Source organism: Stenotrophomonas sp. STEN013, assembly GCF_056760355.1.
On the sequence record NZ_JBRREO010000007.1, the window covers coordinates 29,980 to 46,666 of the forward strand.

At 66.0% G+C, this 16,687-nt stretch carries 15 protein-coding genes and 1 pseudogene; 9 read left to right on the forward strand and 7 right to left on the reverse strand.

Annotated features, from left to right (window positions below; translation table 11 throughout):
- The first annotated feature begins 83 nt into the window (after window positions 1-83).
- From ACVOMH_RS13330 to lpxC, 4 genes are all read left to right on the forward strand, one after another.
- Window positions 84-812 carry a cell division protein FtsQ/DivIB gene (locus tag ACVOMH_RS13330; RefSeq protein WP_481522746.1) on the forward strand — a complete coding sequence of 243 codons (729 nt, stop codon included), beginning with the start codon at window positions 84-86 and terminating at the stop codon, window positions 810-812.
- A complete protein-coding gene (ftsA, locus tag ACVOMH_RS13335; protein ID WP_054657661.1) occupies window positions 809-2,044 on the forward strand; it encodes a cell division protein FtsA in 1,236 nt (411 codons plus the stop codon). The genes ACVOMH_RS13330 and ftsA overlap by 4 nt, the downstream gene beginning before the upstream one ends.
- A 207-nt stretch (window positions 2,045-2,251) precedes the next feature.
- Window positions 2,252-3,481, forward strand: a complete 1,230-nt coding sequence (gene ftsZ, locus ACVOMH_RS13340; RefSeq protein WP_054657673.1) for a cell division protein FtsZ — start codon at window positions 2,252-2,254, stop codon at window positions 3,479-3,481.
- Between the two features lie 278 nt (window positions 3,482-3,759).
- Window positions 3,760-4,671 carry a UDP-3-O-acyl-N-acetylglucosamine deacetylase gene (gene lpxC, locus ACVOMH_RS13345; RefSeq protein WP_054657659.1) on the forward strand — a complete coding sequence of 304 codons (912 nt, stop codon included), beginning with the start codon at window positions 3,760-3,762 and terminating at the stop codon, window positions 4,669-4,671.
- A gap of 228 nt (window positions 4,672-4,899) precedes the next feature.
- Here lpxC and ACVOMH_RS13350 read toward each other — a convergent pair whose 3' ends face one another.
- Window positions 4,900-5,334: a DciA family protein gene (locus ACVOMH_RS13350; protein WP_057506083.1), complete on the reverse strand. Its 435-nt coding sequence runs from the start codon at window positions 5,332-5,334 to the stop codon at window positions 4,900-4,902.
- 12 nt (window positions 5,335-5,346) lie between these two features.
- Here ACVOMH_RS13350 and ACVOMH_RS13355 point away from each other — a divergent pair, with 12 nt between their 5' ends.
- From ACVOMH_RS13355 to ACVOMH_RS13365, 3 genes are all read left to right on the forward strand, one after another.
- Window positions 5,347-6,297, forward strand: a complete 951-nt coding sequence (locus tag ACVOMH_RS13355) for a M23 family metallopeptidase (protein WP_481552269.1) — start codon at window positions 5,347-5,349, stop codon at window positions 6,295-6,297.
- Window positions 6,298-6,452: 155 nt separating this feature from the next.
- Complete coding sequence (secA, locus tag ACVOMH_RS13360; protein ID WP_054657655.1) at window positions 6,453-9,188, forward strand: preprotein translocase subunit SecA; 2,736 nt, start codon at window positions 6,453-6,455, stop codon at window positions 9,186-9,188.
- A 119-nt stretch (window positions 9,189-9,307) separates the two neighbouring features.
- On the forward strand, window positions 9,308-10,261 hold the full coding sequence (locus ACVOMH_RS13365) for a Nudix family hydrolase (protein ID WP_481552270.1): 954 nt from the start codon (window positions 9,308-9,310) through the stop codon (window positions 10,259-10,261).
- Here ACVOMH_RS13365 and ACVOMH_RS13370 read toward each other — a convergent pair.
- From ACVOMH_RS13370 to ACVOMH_RS13380, 3 genes and pseudogenes are all read right to left on the reverse strand, one after another.
- Window positions 10,251-10,862: a DUF4124 domain-containing protein gene (locus tag ACVOMH_RS13370; RefSeq protein ID WP_481522749.1), complete on the reverse strand. Its 612-nt coding sequence runs from the start codon at window positions 10,860-10,862 to the stop codon at window positions 10,251-10,253. The genes ACVOMH_RS13365 and ACVOMH_RS13370 overlap by 11 nt on opposite strands.
- A gap of 64 nt (window positions 10,863-10,926) precedes the next feature.
- Window positions 10,927-11,769, reverse strand: a pseudogene (metF, locus tag ACVOMH_RS13375) (methylenetetrahydrofolate reductase [NAD(P)H]); the annotation flags it as partial.
- A gap of 142 nt (window positions 11,770-11,911) precedes the next feature.
- Window positions 11,912-12,676, reverse strand: coding sequence for a COG4705 family protein (locus ACVOMH_RS13380; protein WP_481552271.1), 765 nt, complete (start codon window positions 12,674-12,676; stop codon window positions 11,912-11,914).
- A 579-nt stretch (window positions 12,677-13,255) separates the two neighbouring features.
- Here ACVOMH_RS13380 and ACVOMH_RS13385 point away from each other — a divergent pair.
- Window positions 13,256-13,810, forward strand: coding sequence for a DUF3228 family protein (locus ACVOMH_RS13385; protein ID WP_481552272.1), 555 nt, complete (start codon window positions 13,256-13,258; stop codon window positions 13,808-13,810).
- On the forward strand, window positions 13,807-14,214 hold the full coding sequence (locus ACVOMH_RS13390; protein ID WP_481552273.1) for a ribosomal maturation YjgA family protein: 408 nt from the start codon (window positions 13,807-13,809) through the stop codon (window positions 14,212-14,214). The genes ACVOMH_RS13385 and ACVOMH_RS13390 overlap by 4 nt, the downstream gene beginning before the upstream one ends.
- Before the next feature lie 59 nt (window positions 14,215-14,273).
- Here ACVOMH_RS13390 and ACVOMH_RS13395 read toward each other — a convergent pair whose 3' ends face one another.
- From ACVOMH_RS13395 to ahcY, 3 genes are all read right to left on the reverse strand, one after another.
- A complete protein-coding gene (locus tag ACVOMH_RS13395; RefSeq protein WP_054659659.1) occupies window positions 14,274-14,627 on the reverse strand; it encodes a TfoX/Sxy family protein in 354 nt (117 codons plus the stop codon).
- Window positions 14,628-14,671: 44 nt separating this feature from the next.
- A complete protein-coding gene (locus ACVOMH_RS13400; protein WP_481552274.1) occupies window positions 14,672-15,031 on the reverse strand; it encodes a hypothetical protein in 360 nt (119 codons plus the stop codon).
- Window positions 15,032-15,215: 184 nt separating this feature from the next.
- Window positions 15,216-16,664 (reverse strand): adenosylhomocysteinase, encoded by a 1,449-nt coding sequence (ahcY, locus tag ACVOMH_RS13405; protein ID WP_057506081.1) that lies wholly within the window; start codon window positions 16,662-16,664, stop codon window positions 15,216-15,218.
- Between the last annotated feature and the right edge of the window lie 23 nt (window positions 16,665-16,687).

Below are 16,687 nucleotides of genomic sequence, written 5' to 3' on the forward strand. Positions count from 1 at the left end.
GTGCTCCCGTCTGCTGATGCCCGCGCGGTTGCCTTTTCGGCAGCGGCGTCAGCGCGTGCGTGGGCTGCGGTGAAGGTGGCACCATGAACGCGCTGCTGCGGATGCTCGCCTGGCTGCTGGCCATCTCCCTGGTGGTGCTGCCGGTAGTGGCGGTGCTCAACGGCTGGGTGGGAACCGAGCGCTGGCCGCTGGCCAAGCTGCGCGTACACGGCGAATTCAAGCGGGTGCCGGCCGAGGATCTGCAACAAGCCTTGTTGCCGTATGCGCGCTCTGGCTACTTCGCGGTGAAACTGCAGGATGCGCAGCGCGCGATCGAAGCGCTGCCGTGGGTGGAGAGCGCCCAGGTGCGCAAGCAGTGGCCGGATGTGCTGGAAGTGCACATCGTCGAGCACAAGCCCTTCGCGCGCTGGGGCAAAGACCGGCTGCTGTCCGAGCAGGGGCGTCTGTTCGCCGTGCCCCACGGGCTGGAAAACGCGCCGCTTCCGGAGCTCGAGGGCCCGGACGCGATGACCGGCGAAGTGGTCGAGCTCTACAACGAGTCACGCGCCCTGTTCGCGCCAGCCGGCGTGGACGTGCAAAAAGTGGTGCTGGATGCGCGCGGCAGCTGGTTGCTGGCGCTGGACAACGGCACCGAAGTGGTCATCGGCCGCACCGATGCGCGGTCGCGCCTTGCCCGCTTCGTGCGGGTGCTGCCGCAGCTCACCCGCACCCAGGTGCCGATCGTGCGCGCCGATCTCCGCTACACCAACGGTTTCACGCTGAGCTGGGGAACCCCACCGCCGGCAACAAAGCAGACGCAGGACAGGACATGAATCGCAAGGGTGACAAATCACTGATCGTCGGTCTCGATATCGGCACCTCCAAGGTGGTGGCGCTGGTGGGCGAGTATTCGCCAGGCAGCCCAATCGAGGTGATCGGCATCGGCTCGCATGAATCGCGCGGGCTCAAGCGCGGCGTGGTGGTGGATATCGAATCCACCGTGCAGTCGATCCAGCGGGCGATCGAGGAAGCCGAACTGATGGCCGGCTGCGAGATCCGTTCGGTCTACGCCTCCATCTCCGGCAACCATGTGCAATGCCGCAACTCGCAGGGCATCACCCCGATCCGCGAAGGCGAAGTCAGCTGGGGCGATCTGGACCGGGTACTGGAAGCGGCCAAGGCCGTGGCGATTCCGGCCGACCAGAAAATCCTGCATGCGATCCCGCGCGAGTACGTGCTGGATGACTCGCAGGAAGGCATCCGTAATCCGGTCGGCATGACCGGCGTGCGTCTGGAAGTACATGCCCACCTGGTGGTGTGCGCGCAGTCGGCCGCCGCCAACATCAGCAAGTGCGTGCAGCGTTGCGGCCTGCAGGTGGACGACCTGGTGCTGTCCTCGCTGGCCTCGAGTGTGGCGGTGCTGACCGCCGATGAGCGCGAGCTGGGCGTGGTGATGGTCGATATCGGCGCCGGGACTACCGACATCGCGGTGTTTGTGCAGGGGGCGATCTGCCACACCGCCTCGTTGCCGATCGCCGGTGATCACGTCACCAACGATATCGCGCATATGTTGCGCACGCCGACGCCCGAAGCCGAGCAGATCAAGGTCCGTTACGCCTGCGCGCTGGCGCAGATGGCAACGGCCGAAGAAAGCATCCAGGTGCCCAGCGTGGGCGATCGCCCGCCGCGTCGCATGCCGCGTCATTCGCTGGCGCAAGCGGTGCAGGGGCGCTACGAGGAGATTTTCGAAATGGTGCAGGCCGAACTGCGCCGCTCCGGTTTCGAGGAAATGGTGCGCGCCGGCATGGTGCTCAGCGGCGGCGCGTCGAAGATGGAAGGTGTGGTCGAGCTGGCCGAGGAAATGCTGCAGATGCCGGTACGCGTGGGTATTCCCCAGCACGTCACCGGGCTGGGCGAAGTGGTCGGCAACCCGGTGCATGCCACCGGCGTGGGCCTGCTGCTGATGGGCAGCCAGATCGAACACCCGCGGCGGCCATCATTGCCGGCCGGTCGCGCCGGCAGTCTGTTCAAGAAGTTGAAAACCTGGTTCCGCGGGGAGTTCTGACCGCCGGACCGGGACAGCAAGTGCAGTGCGACAAACAGCAGGGCAAGACGAAGTGCAGTAACGCGGTCATTGAAGTAGGCAACAACCGCCGGTGAGGGATATCCCGAACCGGTACACCAACTAAAACTCGCCGGTGCGGGTGGGCACGGAAGGAGAACGGATCTCCCGAATGCCCACACCAATCACGGCAATAGAGAGGACATGGACATGGCGCATTTCGAACTGATTGAAAAGATGGCACCCAACGCGGTGATCAAGGTGGTGGGCGTGGGCGGCGGCGGCGGCAACGCCGTGGCGCACATGGTCAACACCAATGTGGATGGCGTGGAGTTCATCACCGCCAACACCGATTCGCAGGCGATCAAGAATTGCGGTGCCAAGCTGCAGCTGCAGCTGGGGACCAACGTGACCAAGGGCCTGGGCGCAGGCGCCAACCCGGAAGTCGGCCGCCAGGCGGCACTGGAAGACCGCGAGCGCATCATGGACGCGCTGCAGGGCGCGGACATGGTGTTCATCACCGCCGGCATGGGCGGTGGCACCGGCACCGGCGCGGCACCGGTGGTGGCGCAGCTGGCCAAGGAAATGGGCATCCTGACCGTGGCCGTGGTCACCAAGCCGTTCCCGTTCGAAGGTCGCCGCCGCATGCAGGTCGCGCTGAAGGGCATCGAGGAGCTGAGCCAGCACGTCGATTCGCTGATCACTATCCCGAACGAGAAGCTGATCACCGTGCTCGGCCGCAACGCCACCATGGTGCAGGCGTTCCGCGCCGCCAACGACGTGCTGCAGGGCGCGGTGCAGGGCATCGCCGATCTGATCGTGCGTCCGGGTCTGATCAACGTCGACTTCGCCGACGTGCGTACCGTGATGTCGGAAATGGGTCTGGCAATGATGGGCACCGGCACCGCCCGCGGCGATGACCGCGCCCAGGCTGCCGCCGAAGCCGCCATCCAGAATCCGCTGCTGGATGATGTGAACCTGGCCGGCGCCAATGGCGTTCTGGTCAACATCAGCGCCGGCACCGACATCACCATGAGCGAGTTCGACGAGATCGGCCGCACCGTGCACGCCTTCGCCTCGGAAGACGCCACCGTGGTCATCGGCACTGTGATCGATCCGGATCTGGGCGACGAGATCAAGGTGACCGTGGTCGCCACCGGTCTGAACCGCGCCGTGTCCAAGAACGCCCAGCGTCCGGGCGAGCGGGGTCCGATCAAGCTGGTGCGCAACGCCACCACCGGCCAGGCCGAGTTCGACGACTACGAAAGCCCGGCCGACGCCGTGGCCAAGGCCGTGGGCAATACCATGGGCATGGGCCTGCGTCGTCCGAGCTCGGACACCGTGGGGGCTTCGGCGCCGACGGCCTCGTCCACCGTTGCCGCCGAACTGCCCAGCGATTACCTCGACATCCCGGCGTTCCTGCGCCGTCAGGCGGACTGAGCGGCCTCGTTGCCGGAGGCCAGTGCCAACGCGTTCCGGGTGCACCGGTCGCGGGGGCTCCGGGCGGACGGTAATCGATGCAGCAAGTGACCCTGGAGCTGTCCACTCCAGGGGGAATGCCATGTCCTTTGTCGCCGGGCCAGGATCGGCCCGGCGGCATTTTCCGCACCGGACTGTTGCACAGCCCCGCCCTGGATGTGGGCCGGGCCGGCTGTTAACGCGTGTTATTCTTGTTTGCTCAGAGCCGCGTCTGCGCGGCAGCTTCGAACTGCACATCCATGATCCAGCAACGCACCCTCAAGAACACGATCCGCGCCACCGGTGTCGGCCTGCACAGCGGTGACAAGGTCTACATGACCCTGCGCCCTGCGCCGGTGAACCATGGCATCGTGTTCCGGCGGGTGGATCTGGAACCGGTGGTGGAAGTGCCGGCGCGTGCGGATCTGGTCACCGAGGTGACCCTGTGCACCGGGCTGACCTGCGAAGGCGCCAAGATCCAGACCGTTGAACACCTGATGTCGGCCCTGGCCGGGCTGGGGGTGGACAACTGCATTGTCGAGCTGTCCTCGGCCGAGCTGCCGATCATGGATGGTTCGTCCGGCCCGTTCGTGTTCCTGCTGCAGTCCGCGGGCGTAGTGGAGCAGGACGCACCCAAGCGCTTCCTGCGCATCCTCAAGACGGTGGAAGTACGCGATGGCGACAAGGTCGCCCGTTTCGAGCCCTATGAAGGCTACAAGCTGGGCTTCACCATCCAGTTCGACCATCCGATGATCCCGGCCAAGCAGTCGCGCGTGGAGATCGACTTTTCGACCACGGCCTACATCAAGGAAATCGCGCGCGCACGGACGTTCGGCTTCATGCGCGATCTGGAATACATGCGCGAGCGCAATCTGGGCCTGGGCGGCTCGATGGACAACGCCATCGTGCTGGACGAGTTCCGCGTGCTCAATGACGACGGCCTGCGTTACACCGACGAATTCGTGCGCCACAAGATCCTCGACGCGATCGGTGACCTGTATCTGGCCGGTGGCCAGGTGCTGGCGGCCTATGAGGGCTACAAATCCGGCCACGCGCTCAACAACAAGCTGGTGCGTGCGCTGCTGGCCGATGAAAGCGCATGGGAATGGGCGAGCTATGACTCCCCAGCAGCCACCGATCCGGTGGTCTATGGAACCCCGGCGTACGCCTGAGCGGAACCGCAGTTTGACCGTAAGAGGGGCTGGCGCCTTGCGCCGGCAACTGTCGGCTGCGTCATGAAAATGTGAATCCGCAGTGGGTCCCAGCCTTAATTTAACCTTAAATTAACAAAACGCTAACTCCTGCGGCCTCGTACGCGGCTAGGATTCCTGCCGGCCTCCTGTGGTGACCGCGTCGCCGGTCGCTTCAGGACAGCTGGGGTGGGGACGCCCCGTTTGCGCTCAGGAGCGGGTGGATTTCACATCCTGAAGGGCATCCAAGGCATCACGCAGACCTTTGTGCGTGGCTGCCGAAACTGCGGTACTGCGCTGATTTTCACGCACTGGGGAGTGCGGCGGTGCGGTTGCAGTCTTGACGGTCACCCGCGTGGCCTTCAGCCCGATGGATCGGGCCGCGTCGAGCAACTGGTCTTCGGCAAGCCGCACTTTGGCATGCCAGACCGGGGAATCGACGAGAAAAACGAGGTGTTCGCCGTCCACATTGGCCAGCCGGCAACGGTTTGCCAGCGCAGGCGGCAAATGGGGGCGCAATTGCCGGTCCATCGCATCGAGCCAGAGAGCCCGGCGCAACGGATTTCCTGCTTTGTCCGCCATCACCGTCTCCAGTGCCAGTTTGGGCACGGAGCGGGATCGAACACTGGATTTCGGCTCAGACATAAGAAATTTTCAATGGCATTTAAAAAGATCGTAATCAAAACGCGTGAACAAAAGGCCAAGACGCCGTTTGCCCGCGTTCAGATGTTTTTCGAGGATCGTCCGCAGGCCCTGCTGGGCAGCGTGCTTGGCATCGGTTGCCTGATGGGCGTGGCGTTGAGCCTGGCCATCGGCATGGTGGGCGATTCGGCCCTGCAAGCCAAGGTGGATCGGCAGGAACAGGAACTGGCCAAGGTCCGCGCCGACGCCCAGACCCAGGTCAACGCGCTGGCAGCGCGACTGGGCGAATTGCAGGCCCAGGCCACGCGGCTCAATGCGCTGGGCGAACGCCTGACCCAGATGGGCAAGCTGGAAGACGGCGAGTTCGATTTCAATGAAACCCCGGGTATGGGTGACGGCGAGCCCGGTCCTACCCAGGACATTCCGGTCAGTGCGGTCAACAGCGACTTACAGATGCTGGAGCAGCGCTTCGCTGCTTCAGGCAAGCAGCTCTCGGTGCTGGAGTCGCTGCTGTTCGACCACCAGTTGGAGCAGAACGCCGTGCCTTCGCGCATGCCGATCAGCAACACCTACATCACCTCCAACTTCGGCACCCGCGCCGATCCGTTCGGGCGCGGCCGGGCGACGCACAAGGGGATGGATTTCCACGCCCGTGTCGGTGATCCGGTGATGTCCGTGGCCGATGGTGTGGTCAGCTTCGCCGGCGTGAAGGGCGGCTACGGCAACGTGGTCGATGTCGATCACGGCAATGGCTATGTGACCCGTTATGCGCACAATTCGCGCCTGACCGTGCGCGAAGGCAATCTGGTGCGCGCCGGGCAGGAAGTGGCCAAGGCCGGTTCCAGCGGCCGTTCGACCGGTGCGCACGTGCATTTCGAGGTCTGGGAACGCGGTAATGCAGTCAATCCGCGCAAGTTTCTCGGTGAAGGCGGCAACACCCCGGTGGGGCGTCGCAGCCGCGGTTGACCGGCGGCGGGCGGACGCTTGAATCGCCAAGCCCCCGCCCCAAGCTACAATAGGCGTTGCCATCGACAGGGCGCATTGCGCCCTGTTCTGTTTGTGACCGGCAGTCCCAGGGGGCGGTACGGTCGTACGGCATTTCATTCAAACCGGTTCCTTCAATGATCAACAGCCTGCTTACCCGCGTTTTTGGCAGCCGTAACGAGCGCCAGCTTCGCCAGCTCAACCGTATCGTCGCCAAGATCAATGCCTTGGAGCCGGAGATCCAGAAGCTCTCCGATGACGCGCTGAAGGCCAAGACGGCCGAATTCCGTGAACGCATCGCCGGCGGCGAAGCCCTGGACAAGGTGCTGCCGGAAGCCTTCGCGGTCTGCCGCGAGGCCTCCACCCGTGTGCTGGGCATGCGCCATTACGACGTGCAGCTGATTGGCGGCATGGTCCTGCACCTGGGCAAGATCGCCGAAATGCGCACCGGTGAGGGCAAGACCCTGGTGGCCACGCTGCCGGTCTACCTCAACGCGCTGGAAGGCAAGGGCGTCCACGTGGTCACGGTGAACGACTACCTGGCCCGCCGCGACGCCGCGCAGATGGGCAAGCTGTACAACTGGCTGGGCCTGAGCGTGGGCGTGGTCTATCCGGGCATGCCGCACAGCGACAAGCGCGAGGCCTATGCCGCCGACATCACCTACGGCACCAACAACGAGTTCGGTTTCGATTACCTGCGCGACAACATGGCGCTGACCAGGGGGGATCGCTACCAGCGTGGCCTGCACTACGCCATCGTCGACGAGGTCGACTCGATCCTGATCGACGAGGCGCGTACCCCGCTGATTATCTCCGGCCCGGCCGACGATTCCCCGGAGCTGTACATCCGCGTCAACCGCGTGGTGCCGGGCCTGATCAAGCAGGAAGCCGAGGACGGCGAGGGCGACTACTGGGTCGATGAGAAGGGCAAGCAGGTGCACCTGTCCGAAGCGGGCATGGAGCACGCCGAGGAACTGCTGCGCGAAGCCGGCATCATCGGTGCCGACAACGAAGGCGGCCTGTATGCCGCGCAGAACCTGACCGTCGTCCACCACCTCAACGCCGCGCTGCGCGCCCACGCCATCTACCAGCGCGATGTGGACTACATCGTGCGCGATGGCGAAGTGGTGATCGTCGACGAATTCACCGGCCGTACCCTGGCCGGCCGCCGCTGGTCCGACGGCCTGCACCAGGCGGTGGAAGCGAAGGAAGGTGTACCGGTCCAGCGGGAAAACCAGACGCTGGCCAGCATCACCTTCCAGAACTTGTTCCGCATGTACAAGAAGCTGTCCGGCATGACCGGTACGGCCGATACGGAAGCCTTCGAATTCCAGAGCATCTACGGCCTGGAAGTGGTGGTGATCCCGACCAACAAGCCGACCGTGCGCAAGGACCACCCCGACCAGGTGTTCCTCAATCGCACCGGCAAGTTCAACGCGGTGCTGGCCGACATCGAGGAATGCGCCAAGCGCGGCCAGCCGGTGCTGGTGGGTACCACCTCGATCGAAACCTCGGAGATGCTGTCCGAGCACCTGCGCAAGGCCGGTGTGCAGCATGAAGTGCTCAACGCCAAGCAGCATGACCGCGAAGCGACCATCGTCGCCAATGCCGGCCGTCCGGGCTCGGTGACCATCGCCACCAACATGGCCGGTCGCGGTACCGACATCGTGCTCGGCGGTTCGCTGGAAACCGAGCTGCACGAGCTGGGCGACGAGATCAGCGACGAGCAGAAGGCCGCCGTCAAGGCCGCCTGGCAGGCGCGCCACGAAGCGGTCAAGGCGGCCGGCGGCCTGCACATTGTCGGCACCGAACGCCACGAATCGCGTCGTATCGACAACCAGCTGCGTGGCCGTTCCGGCCGTCAGGGTGATCCGGGTTCGTCCCGCTTCTACCTGTCGCTGGAAGACAACCTGATGCGCATCTTCGCCTCGGACTGGGTGCAGAAGGCGATGCGCATGATGGGCATGAAGGAAGACGACGTCATCGAAGACCGCATGGTCAGCCGTCAGATCGAGAAGGCGCAGCGCAAGGTCGAGGCGCACAACTTCGACATCCGCAAGAACCTGCTGGACTTCGACGACGTCAACAACGACCAGCGCAAGGTGATCTATGCCCAGCGCGACGAGCTGCTGGACGCCGAGTCGGTCAAGGACAATATCGACGGCATCCGTGGCGATGTGATCTATGACTTGGTGACCCGCTTCGTGCCGCCGAACTCGGTGGACGAGCAGTGGGATCTGGCTGGCCTGCAGGCGACGATGGAATCGGAGCTGGGCGTGCAGATGGACGTGGTCGGCCTGGTCAAGGCGCACGAGGAACTCGATGCCGAGGCGATCGCGCAGAAGGTGATCGACTTCATGGACGAGCACTTCGCGCAGAAGGAAGCGGCCGTGGGCAGCGAAACCATGCGCGCGCTGGAAAAGCACGTGATGCTGACCGTGCTCGACCAGAGCTGGAAGGAGCATCTGGCACGTATGGATTACCTGCGCCAGGGCATCTACCTGCGTGGTTACGCGCAGAAGCAGCCCAAGCAGGAGTACAAGAAGGAAGCCTTCGAGCTGTTCTCGCAGATGCTCGAAGACGTCAAGCGCGAAGTGATCACCATGCTCTCGCGCGTGCGCGTGCGCAGCGAGGAGGAAGTGGCCGCGATGGAGGCGCTGGAACGCCAGCAGGCCGAAGCGCGTCTGCAGATGTCGCAGTTCCAGCACCAGGACAGCGGTGGCTACAGCGCCGATGAGGAAGCCGCGCAGGTGGAGGCCGGCCCGCAGGGCGTGGCCCAGATCACCCGCGAGGAGCCCAAGGTCGGCCGCAATGATCCATGCCCGTGCGGCAGCGGCAAGAAGTTCAAACACTGCCACGGCCAGCTGAGCTGATCGATCAAAGCCCCGCCCCGTGCGGGGCTTTTTTCTGGCCCGGTCTCCACCGCTGGCACGCGGGTGCGGCCGGTACCGGAATGTTGCGCCGAAGGGCGGGTTTTCGGCATTCTCAGCCCATGACTTCCCCCTTGCGCTCGATCCACGTCGTGGCCGCCGTCATCACCGACGCGCGCGGCCGCATCCTGCTCAATCGCCGCAGCGGCGACAGTGACATGGCCGGGTTGTGGGAGTTCCCCGGTGGCAAGCGCGAGCCCGGGGAGAGCTCCGAGCAGGCGCTCGCGCGCGAGCTGCACGAGGAGCTCGGCATCGAGGCCGAGATCGGCGAGTGGGTGATGGACGTGCCGCAGCTGTATCCGGACAAGCGCCTGCGTCTGGAGGTGCGCAGGGTGCGGCAGTGGAAGGGCGTGGCACGTGGCCGCGAAGGCCAGGCCATCACCTGGGTGACCCCGGACAAACTCTCCCGTTATTCGATGCCGCCGGCCGATCTGCCGGTGGTGGCGGCGCTGCGCCAGCCCGACTGCTACCTGGTCACGCCCGAGCCCGCTGACGATGCCGAGGCCTGGCTCGGCGGGCTGGAAGACGCACTGGACAGCGGCATCCGCCGCGTGCAGCTGCGCACCCCGGCCTGCGCGCAGCGCACCGCGCTTGCCCGGCAGGCGGTTGCGCGTTTTGGCCGTGATGCCGATTTCCTGCTCAACCGCGATATCGAACTGGCGCGTGCGCTGGAGATCGGCGTGCATCTGGGCGCCGAGCAGTTGCTGCAGCTGGATACCCGGCCGCTGCCGCCGCATCTGCTGGTCGGTGCCTCCTGCCACGACCTGCCGCAGCTGCGCGCCGCCCAGGCGCTGGGCTGCGATTTTGCCGTGCTCGGTCCGGTGCAGGTCACCGCCAGCCATCCGCAGGCGGCCGGTATCGGCTGGGAGCAGTTCGAATACCTGCGTGAGCAGGTGTCGCTGCCGATCTACGCCATCGGTGGGCTGACCGCGGAGGATATCGGTCGCGCCCGGCGCGCCGGCGCGCAGGGCATCGCTGCGATCCGCGGGCTGTGGCCGCGTCCGGTTACAGGGTGATCCAGAAACAGTTGTACTGGCGGCGCAGGTTGAACACGGTGCGCGAAGGCGTGGCGCTGTTGGCCAGGGTCTGCTCCAGCCGCAGTCCGATCGGGCGACGCGGCGGCGCGGGCGGGGGGCTGACCCCCACTTCCGGGACAGGGGCCTGTTGCGGATCCACCGGGCTGCCATCGGTATAGGTGAACGGTTGCGGCGGTGCCGGCTCGTACGCGGGTTCGGGGGGGAACACCGGCGCGATATCCACCAGTGGCCGCTGCACGATGGCGTCCAGGCGGTCCATCACCTGGGTGGCCGCAGCCGAAGAAAGCCCGTTCCACAGATAGATGCCCGACAGCCGGTTCGCATCGCGGGCGTCCACCGCACGCTGGATCTGCGCCACCACCTCGCTGAGCCGGCGCGCGCAGCTGTCGTGGTACAGGCCGCTGCCACCGGTGGCCCGGCCGCCGGGCAGCAGCCGCGCGCGCGCGCCCATCGCCTCGCATGGTTTGTCGCCGTACACCGTCTGGCCCTGCGCGTTGGTGCAACGGTTGATCTGCTGCGCGTGAAGATCGAACGCCCCCAGGGCAATGGCGGACAACAACAGCAGCAGGGCGATTCGCATCGTCCAAGGGTAGTGGCTGGATCAGCGGGCAGGAAGTGACGGAAGTGAGGTGCTTCCGCCCGGTTCAGGCGTGTCCGAGGCGCCTGAGCACCGCCTGCGTCGGCCGGGCCAGGTTGAGTGTGTAGAAGTGCAGCGACGGCACCCCGGCGGCGATCAGGCGCTCGCACAGCGCGGCCACCACATCGGCGCCGAACGTGCGCACCGACTCGGCATCATCGCCAAAGGCCTGCATGCGCTTGCTGATCCAGCGCGGGATCTCCGCGCCGCACTGCTCGGAGAAACGCCGTAGCTGGCTGAAGTTGGAGATCGGCATGATCCCGGGAATGATCGGCACCTCCACGCCCAGCTTGCGCACCGCCTCGACGAAGTGGAAATAGGCGTCGGCGTTGTAGAAGTACTGGGTGATCGCCGCATCGGCGCCGGCATCGATCTTGGTCTTGAAGTGGCGCAGGTCGGCCAGCGCGCAGGACGCCTGCGGGTGGGTTTCCGGATACGCGCCGACCTCGATGCGGAAGGCGTCGCCATGTTCGGCGCGGATGAAGGCGATCAGTTCCGAGGCATAGCGCATATCGCCGGGAAAGCCCATGCCCGAGGGCAGGTCGCCGCGCAGGGCGACGATGCGCTTGACCCCGATGGCCCGGTACAGCTTGAGCAGCTCGCGGATCTCCTCGCGGGTGCCGCCGACGCACGACAGGTGCGGCGCGGCCTGCAGGCCATGGTGCTGGTTCAGATGGCGCACCGTCTCGGAGGTGTAGCTCAGGGTCGAACCGCCCGCGCCGAAGGTGCATGACACGTACTCCGGCGCGTAGGCCTTGAGCCTGGCCGCGGTGCGGTCCAGCTGGGCACGCTGGTCATCGGTCTTGGGGGGATAGAACTCGAAGCTGATCGCGGTCATGGGGCGCCGGGCATGCTGGAATGCGGGCCATTATATCTTTTCATCAAGATGGATGTTCAAGGGTTTCGCCTGTGACCATGCCGTGGCCCGGCCTTGAGTCGGGCCGGGCGGTAACCTTCCGCCATCGCGATGCTGGGCCGGGGGCGCGGCGGGTTCAGTGCGGCCGCGCGGCCGCGCGCTGTGGGAATACCGCCACGCATACGCCGATGGCCACCAGCAGCACCGCGCTGGCGCCGTAGCGGCTCACGGCCAGTCCGCCGTGAGCCAGCGGTTTGTCCAGGAAGTCGCCGACCACCGCGCCCAGCGGCCGGGTCAGCACGAAGGCGGTCCAGAATAGTGTCGCGCGCGAGATCGGGCTCCAGTGCCAGGCGGCGGCCACCAGCACCAGCGCCCCGCCGAAGACCGCCGCCGCGCCGAGGTAGCCCAGCCCGGCGCTGTCGGCGGTCCAGTCGCCCAGCGCCGTGCCCAGCGTCTGCGAGCACATGATGGTCAGCCAGTAGAACCCCTCCGCGCGCGGACTAGCCACGGTGCCGATATCGATCGAGCCCAGCGTGCGGTGCCAGGTGAACAGCGTGGCCAGCAGCAAACCCAGCAGCAGCGTGCTGCCGCCGGCATAGCCGATGCCCAGCGAGCGGTCGGCGAAGTCGGCCAGGGTGGTGCCCACGGTGGTGGAGGCGATGACGGTCAGCCAGTACAGCGCCGGGCGGAAGCGGCTGGCGCGGATCTGCGCGGCGACCGCGAGCAGGAACATCACCATGAAGATCGCCGTGCCGACCGCGTAGCCCAGCCCCAGCGACATCGATACCGCATCGCCGCCGGTTTCGCCCAGCGTGGTGGCCAGCACCTTGATCACCCAGAAGCCAAAGGTAAGCGCCGGCACCTTGGCCAGTGCCCGGGGGGTGTCATCGCGCAGGTGCATGGCCTTCTCCGTGTCGGACCGGGCAGGGCGTGGCCCTGACGTGGAATCGAGGGGAATGCTGGGCCGGTCCGGGTCTGAAGATTGTCGGTGGCCGATGCGGGCCCGTGATCGGGCGCGCGGCGGGCGGGAGTTCGACCGCGCGGGCGGCAGGCGCGCGGCGGTGGATGAGCAGCGGCTGCCGCTGATCGCCAGGCGCGGGGTACGAACGCCGATCAGCGTTTCCCGGTCGATGGCGAGCGTGCTGCGCTGGCCAATGCCCCAAGTCGCCCTGCGACGATCTGTTTCCGGCCGGTGCCGACCATTTTCCGGTCGTGCACGAGCGATCTATGTTCGACGTCTACCGATTCTTGCTCGATTGCCCTGAAAATGTATTCAATCGTGGGGCAACGCTGCGATATGTCCGTCGCTGTTGCGCACCCCGACAGGGAATGCCGGCCAACGCCGTGCCCGTCGCGGCGTCGCCGGTGGCCGCCCGTCCAGCGCCACCCACGCCGCCGAGGCCCAACTCTGCGGTGGAGCCGGGCGCGGCGTGGTGCCGATAGCGGAGAATGCGCGCTCAACTTTGTTAAGAGCGGTCTGATGTCGATCTATCTCACCCCCTTCGCCCGCACCCGGCTGTTCCCGCGCACGCCGCGCGCCAACACCATCCAGGACTGCACGCCGGAGCAGTTCGAGCAGCACCTCAACGCCCATGCGCCGTACAAGGTGCTCGACGGCTACGCGCCGTTCTGCAAGCTGCATGTGCACCGCAACTGGACCTCCACCCGCTGCCTGACCGTGCCGATAACCGATGACAACCGCCATCTGCTGCGCTCGGGCTACGAGGCGCGCACCCGCGAGGAGCTGCCGGTGCTGGTGCGCTGGTTCGAGGGCGTGGAGCCGCCGGTGGCCGAGTACCTGGTGGTGATCCTGTACAGCGCCGAGCAGCTTGCCAAGGAAGGCGTGCCGATCGAGGCCGACTGGGGCGTGGTCGGCTGCCTCTACACCGCCGAGCCCGAGGAAGTGCCGATGGCGCCGATCACGATGATGCGCAACGCGCTCGGGGTGGAGGAGGGCGGCTCGGGCGTGGCCATCGACCGTGGCGCCTATGCGCGCGCGGTGGCGTTCTGGGACAGCAACGCCAACTGGCGATGAGTCTTTATCTGAAGGCGCGTGCTGGGTGGGGCGTGTTCGCGTTCAGCCCGCGGCACATGCTGCTGGCCATCGCCCTGTTCCTGCTGGAAGTGGTGATCGCCACGCAGCTGTCGCAGGTGACGTGGATACGCGCCTATCTGGGCGATGTGCTGGTGGTGGTGCTGTTGTACGCGGCGATCCGCAGCGTGGTGGGGGTCGATGACCATGCGCTGCTGCTGGGCGTGTTCGGGTTCGCCTGCGCGATGGAAGTGGCCCAGTACTTCGCGCTGGCCGAACGGCTGGGCTATGTGCGCGGCGATGTGATGTACACGCTGATCGGCAACACCTTCTCGTGGGCCGATATCGCCTGCTACGCCATCGGCTGCGCGGTGGTGGCCGGAGGGCTGGCGTTGTTCAAACGGTAGCCACGCGGCGGTGTGACGGCTGGTGGTGGCGGCCATCCACCGTGCGCTGATGGGAGCCGTCAGGGCTTTGCGGAGCGGGGCGTGCGCCTGGCGGCGACTTTCCTGGGCTTCGGCAGCGGCATCAGCTCGGCGGTCTGCAGGATCAGCCGGCGCAGCGCCTCGCTGTCATCAAGCAGCTCATCGGCTACCGGATAGTCCTTGGCGCCGGGATACGGTGGGCGTTGCGGCAGCGGCGGTGCCAGTCCGGTGGCGGCAGCGGAGGGTTTGACGAACAGGCTGTTGTCGCAGGCGAAGGCCACCACCTTGCCATCGACATACAGCGCGTACTCGCCAAACATCTTCCTGTGGCTCAGGCGGCTGCCCAGGCCGATCTGCTCGGCGACATAGTCGATGAAGTCGCGGTCGGTACTCATGCCGATAGCTGCCGTGGCGGATGCGCCATCCAGGCGGGGGGATGTCAGGCCCGCCTGTCACCGGCAGTGCGGCGCTTGCGCCATGCGCGCAAGACCAGCAGCGCGACAACGACGCCGACAGCGGCTGCCGCCCCGGGCAAGGCCAGTCCCATGAAACGCCCCAGTTGCCGGCCAACGCTGTAACCGGCTTTGTACGCGTCACTCTGTGCGAACGCCGTGGATGAAGAAGCGACCAAGGCCGCCGCCAGCAGATATCGAGCACGCCTTGCCATCAAAACTCCCCAGTCGGTGACGGAACGGTCTGGCTTCGAGTATCCCCACGCCGTGGCGGGTTGGGAAGTGGCGGGTGCTGCTGTGCGCAGCGCGGTTCGTTTGATGCGGAGCGGCTCGAACTTCTGCGCCATCCCGGGTGACCCGGCGTCTTGGGGCAACGCACGGGCGTAGAGCGAAACGGCGTCCGGCGTGTGACCGGTCCGCTGCGGGGGTGCCTGAGCTGGCGCCGGCAGGGACGCGGTTCGAGGAAACAGGCAAAAAAACGGGCGCCTGGCGGCGCCCGTTCCGTGTCTCACGCAGTGACCGGCAGGGCGATCAGTAGCGGTAGTGGTCCGGCTTGTACGGGCCTTCGACCGGCACGCCCAGGTAGTCGGCCTGGTCCCTGGTCAGGGTGGTCAGCTTCACGCCGATCTTTTCCAGGTGCAGGCGCGCCACTTCCTCGTCCAGGTGCTTGGGCAGGATGTAGACCTTGTTTTCGTAGCTGTCCTTGTTGGCCCACAGGTCGATCTGCGCCAGGGTCTGGTTGGCGAAGCTGTTGGACATCACGAAGCTCGGGTGGCCGGTGGCGCAGCCCAGGTTCACCAGACGGCCTTCGGCCAGCAGGAAGATGCTGTTGCCATTGGCGAAGGTGTACTTGTCCACCTGCGGCTTGATGTTGGTGTGCACCAGACCCGGCAGGGCCTTGAGCGCATCGACCTGGATCTCGTTGTCGAAGTGGCCGATGTTGCAGACGATGGCCTGGTCCTTCATCGCCTGCATGTGCGCGGCGGTGATGATGTCCTTGTTGCCGGTGGTGGTGACGTAGATGTCGGCACGGCCCAGGGTGGATTCGACCGTGTTGACTTCGTAGCCTTCCATCGCCGCCTGCAGTGCGCAGATCGGATCGATCTCGGTGACGATGACGCGCGCGCCGTAGTTGCGCAGCGACGCGGCCGAGCCCTTGCCGACATCACCGTAGCCGCAGACCACGGCCACCTTGCCGGCCAGCATCACGTCCATCGCACGCTTCAGGCCATCGGCCAGCGACTCGCGGCAGCCGTACAGGTTGTCGAACTTGCTCTTGGTGACCGAGTCGTTGACGTTGATCGCCGGGATCAGCAGCTTGCCCTGTTCGGCCAGCTGGTACAGGCGGTGCACACCGGTGGTGGTCTCTTCGGAGACGCCCTTCCAGTCGGCGACCACGCGGGTCCAGTAGCCCGGGCGCTCGACGGCCACGCGTTTGAGCAGGTTCTTGATCACCTGTTCCTCGTGGCTGCCCGAGGCGGAGTTGACCCAGCTGTCATCGCCCTGTTCCAGCTCATAGCCCTTGTGGATGAGCAGGGTGACGTCGCCACCGTCGTCCACCACCAGCTGCGGGCCGGTCAGGGTGCCGTCGGGCAGGGTGAAGGTCAGCGCGTCCAGGGTGCAGTCCCAGTACTCTTCCAGGGTTTCGCCCTTCCACGCGAACACCGGGGTGCCGGTGGCGGCAATGGCGGCGGCGGCCTGGTCCTGGGTGGAGAAGATGTTGCACGAGGCCCAGCGCACGTCGGCGCCGATGTCCTTCAGGGTCTCGATCAGCACCGCGGTCTGGATGGTCATGTGCAGCGAGCCGGTCACGCGCACGCCGGCCAGCGGTTTGGTGGTGGCGTGCTTGCGGCGGATGGACATCAGGCCCGGCATCTCGTGCTCGGCGATATCCAGCTCCTTGCGGCCCCAGTCGGCCAGCGCGATATCGGCAATCTTGTAATCGCCTTCCTGTGAGAAGGTCTTGGCAACAGCGTTCATGTAGAGCTCCGGTGTGGTGCGAG

What these genes read in the sequence shown, in the direction of transcription:
- secA (WP_054657655.1), top strand. Translation starts at nt 6,453, where the DNA reads ATGATCAACAGCCTGCTTACCCGCGTTTTTGGCAGCCGTAACGAGCGC.
- ACVOMH_RS13400 (WP_481552274.1), bottom strand. Translation starts at nt 15,031, where the DNA reads ATGGCGCAGAAGTTCGAGCCGCTCCGCATCAAACGAACCGCGCTGCGC.
- ftsA (WP_054657661.1), top strand. Translation starts at nt 809, where the DNA reads ATGAATCGCAAGGGTGACAAATCACTGATCGTCGGTCTCGATATCGGC.
- ACVOMH_RS13355 (WP_481552269.1), top strand. Translation starts at nt 5,347, where the DNA reads ATGGCATTTAAAAAGATCGTAATCAAAACGCGTGAACAAAAGGCCAAG.
- ACVOMH_RS13365 (WP_481552270.1), top strand. Translation starts at nt 9,308, where the DNA reads ATGACTTCCCCCTTGCGCTCGATCCACGTCGTGGCCGCCGTCATCACC.
- lpxC (WP_054657659.1), top strand. Translation starts at nt 3,760, where the DNA reads ATGATCCAGCAACGCACCCTCAAGAACACGATCCGCGCCACCGGTGTC.
- ACVOMH_RS13370 (WP_481522749.1), bottom strand. Translation starts at nt 10,862, where the DNA reads ATGCGAATCGCCCTGCTGCTGTTGTTGTCCGCCATTGCCCTGGGGGCG.
- ACVOMH_RS13385 (WP_481552272.1), top strand. Translation starts at nt 13,256, where the DNA reads ATGTCGATCTATCTCACCCCCTTCGCCCGCACCCGGCTGTTCCCGCGC.
- ACVOMH_RS13380 (WP_481552271.1), bottom strand. Translation starts at nt 12,676, where the DNA reads ATGCACCTGCGCGATGACACCCCCCGGGCACTGGCCAAGGTGCCGGCG.
- ahcY (WP_057506081.1), bottom strand. Translation starts at nt 16,664, where the DNA reads ATGAACGCTGTTGCCAAGACCTTCTCACAGGAAGGCGATTACAAGATT.
- ACVOMH_RS13390 (WP_481552273.1), top strand. Translation starts at nt 13,807, where the DNA reads ATGAGTCTTTATCTGAAGGCGCGTGCTGGGTGGGGCGTGTTCGCGTTC.
- ftsZ (WP_054657673.1), top strand. Translation starts at nt 2,252, where the DNA reads ATGGCGCATTTCGAACTGATTGAAAAGATGGCACCCAACGCGGTGATC.
- ACVOMH_RS13395 (WP_054659659.1), bottom strand. Translation starts at nt 14,627, where the DNA reads ATGAGTACCGACCGCGACTTCATCGACTATGTCGCCGAGCAGATCGGC.
- ACVOMH_RS13350 (WP_057506083.1), bottom strand. Translation starts at nt 5,334, where the DNA reads ATGTCTGAGCCGAAATCCAGTGTTCGATCCCGCTCCGTGCCCAAACTG.
- ACVOMH_RS13330 (WP_481522746.1), top strand. Translation starts at nt 84, where the DNA reads ATGAACGCGCTGCTGCGGATGCTCGCCTGGCTGCTGGCCATCTCCCTG.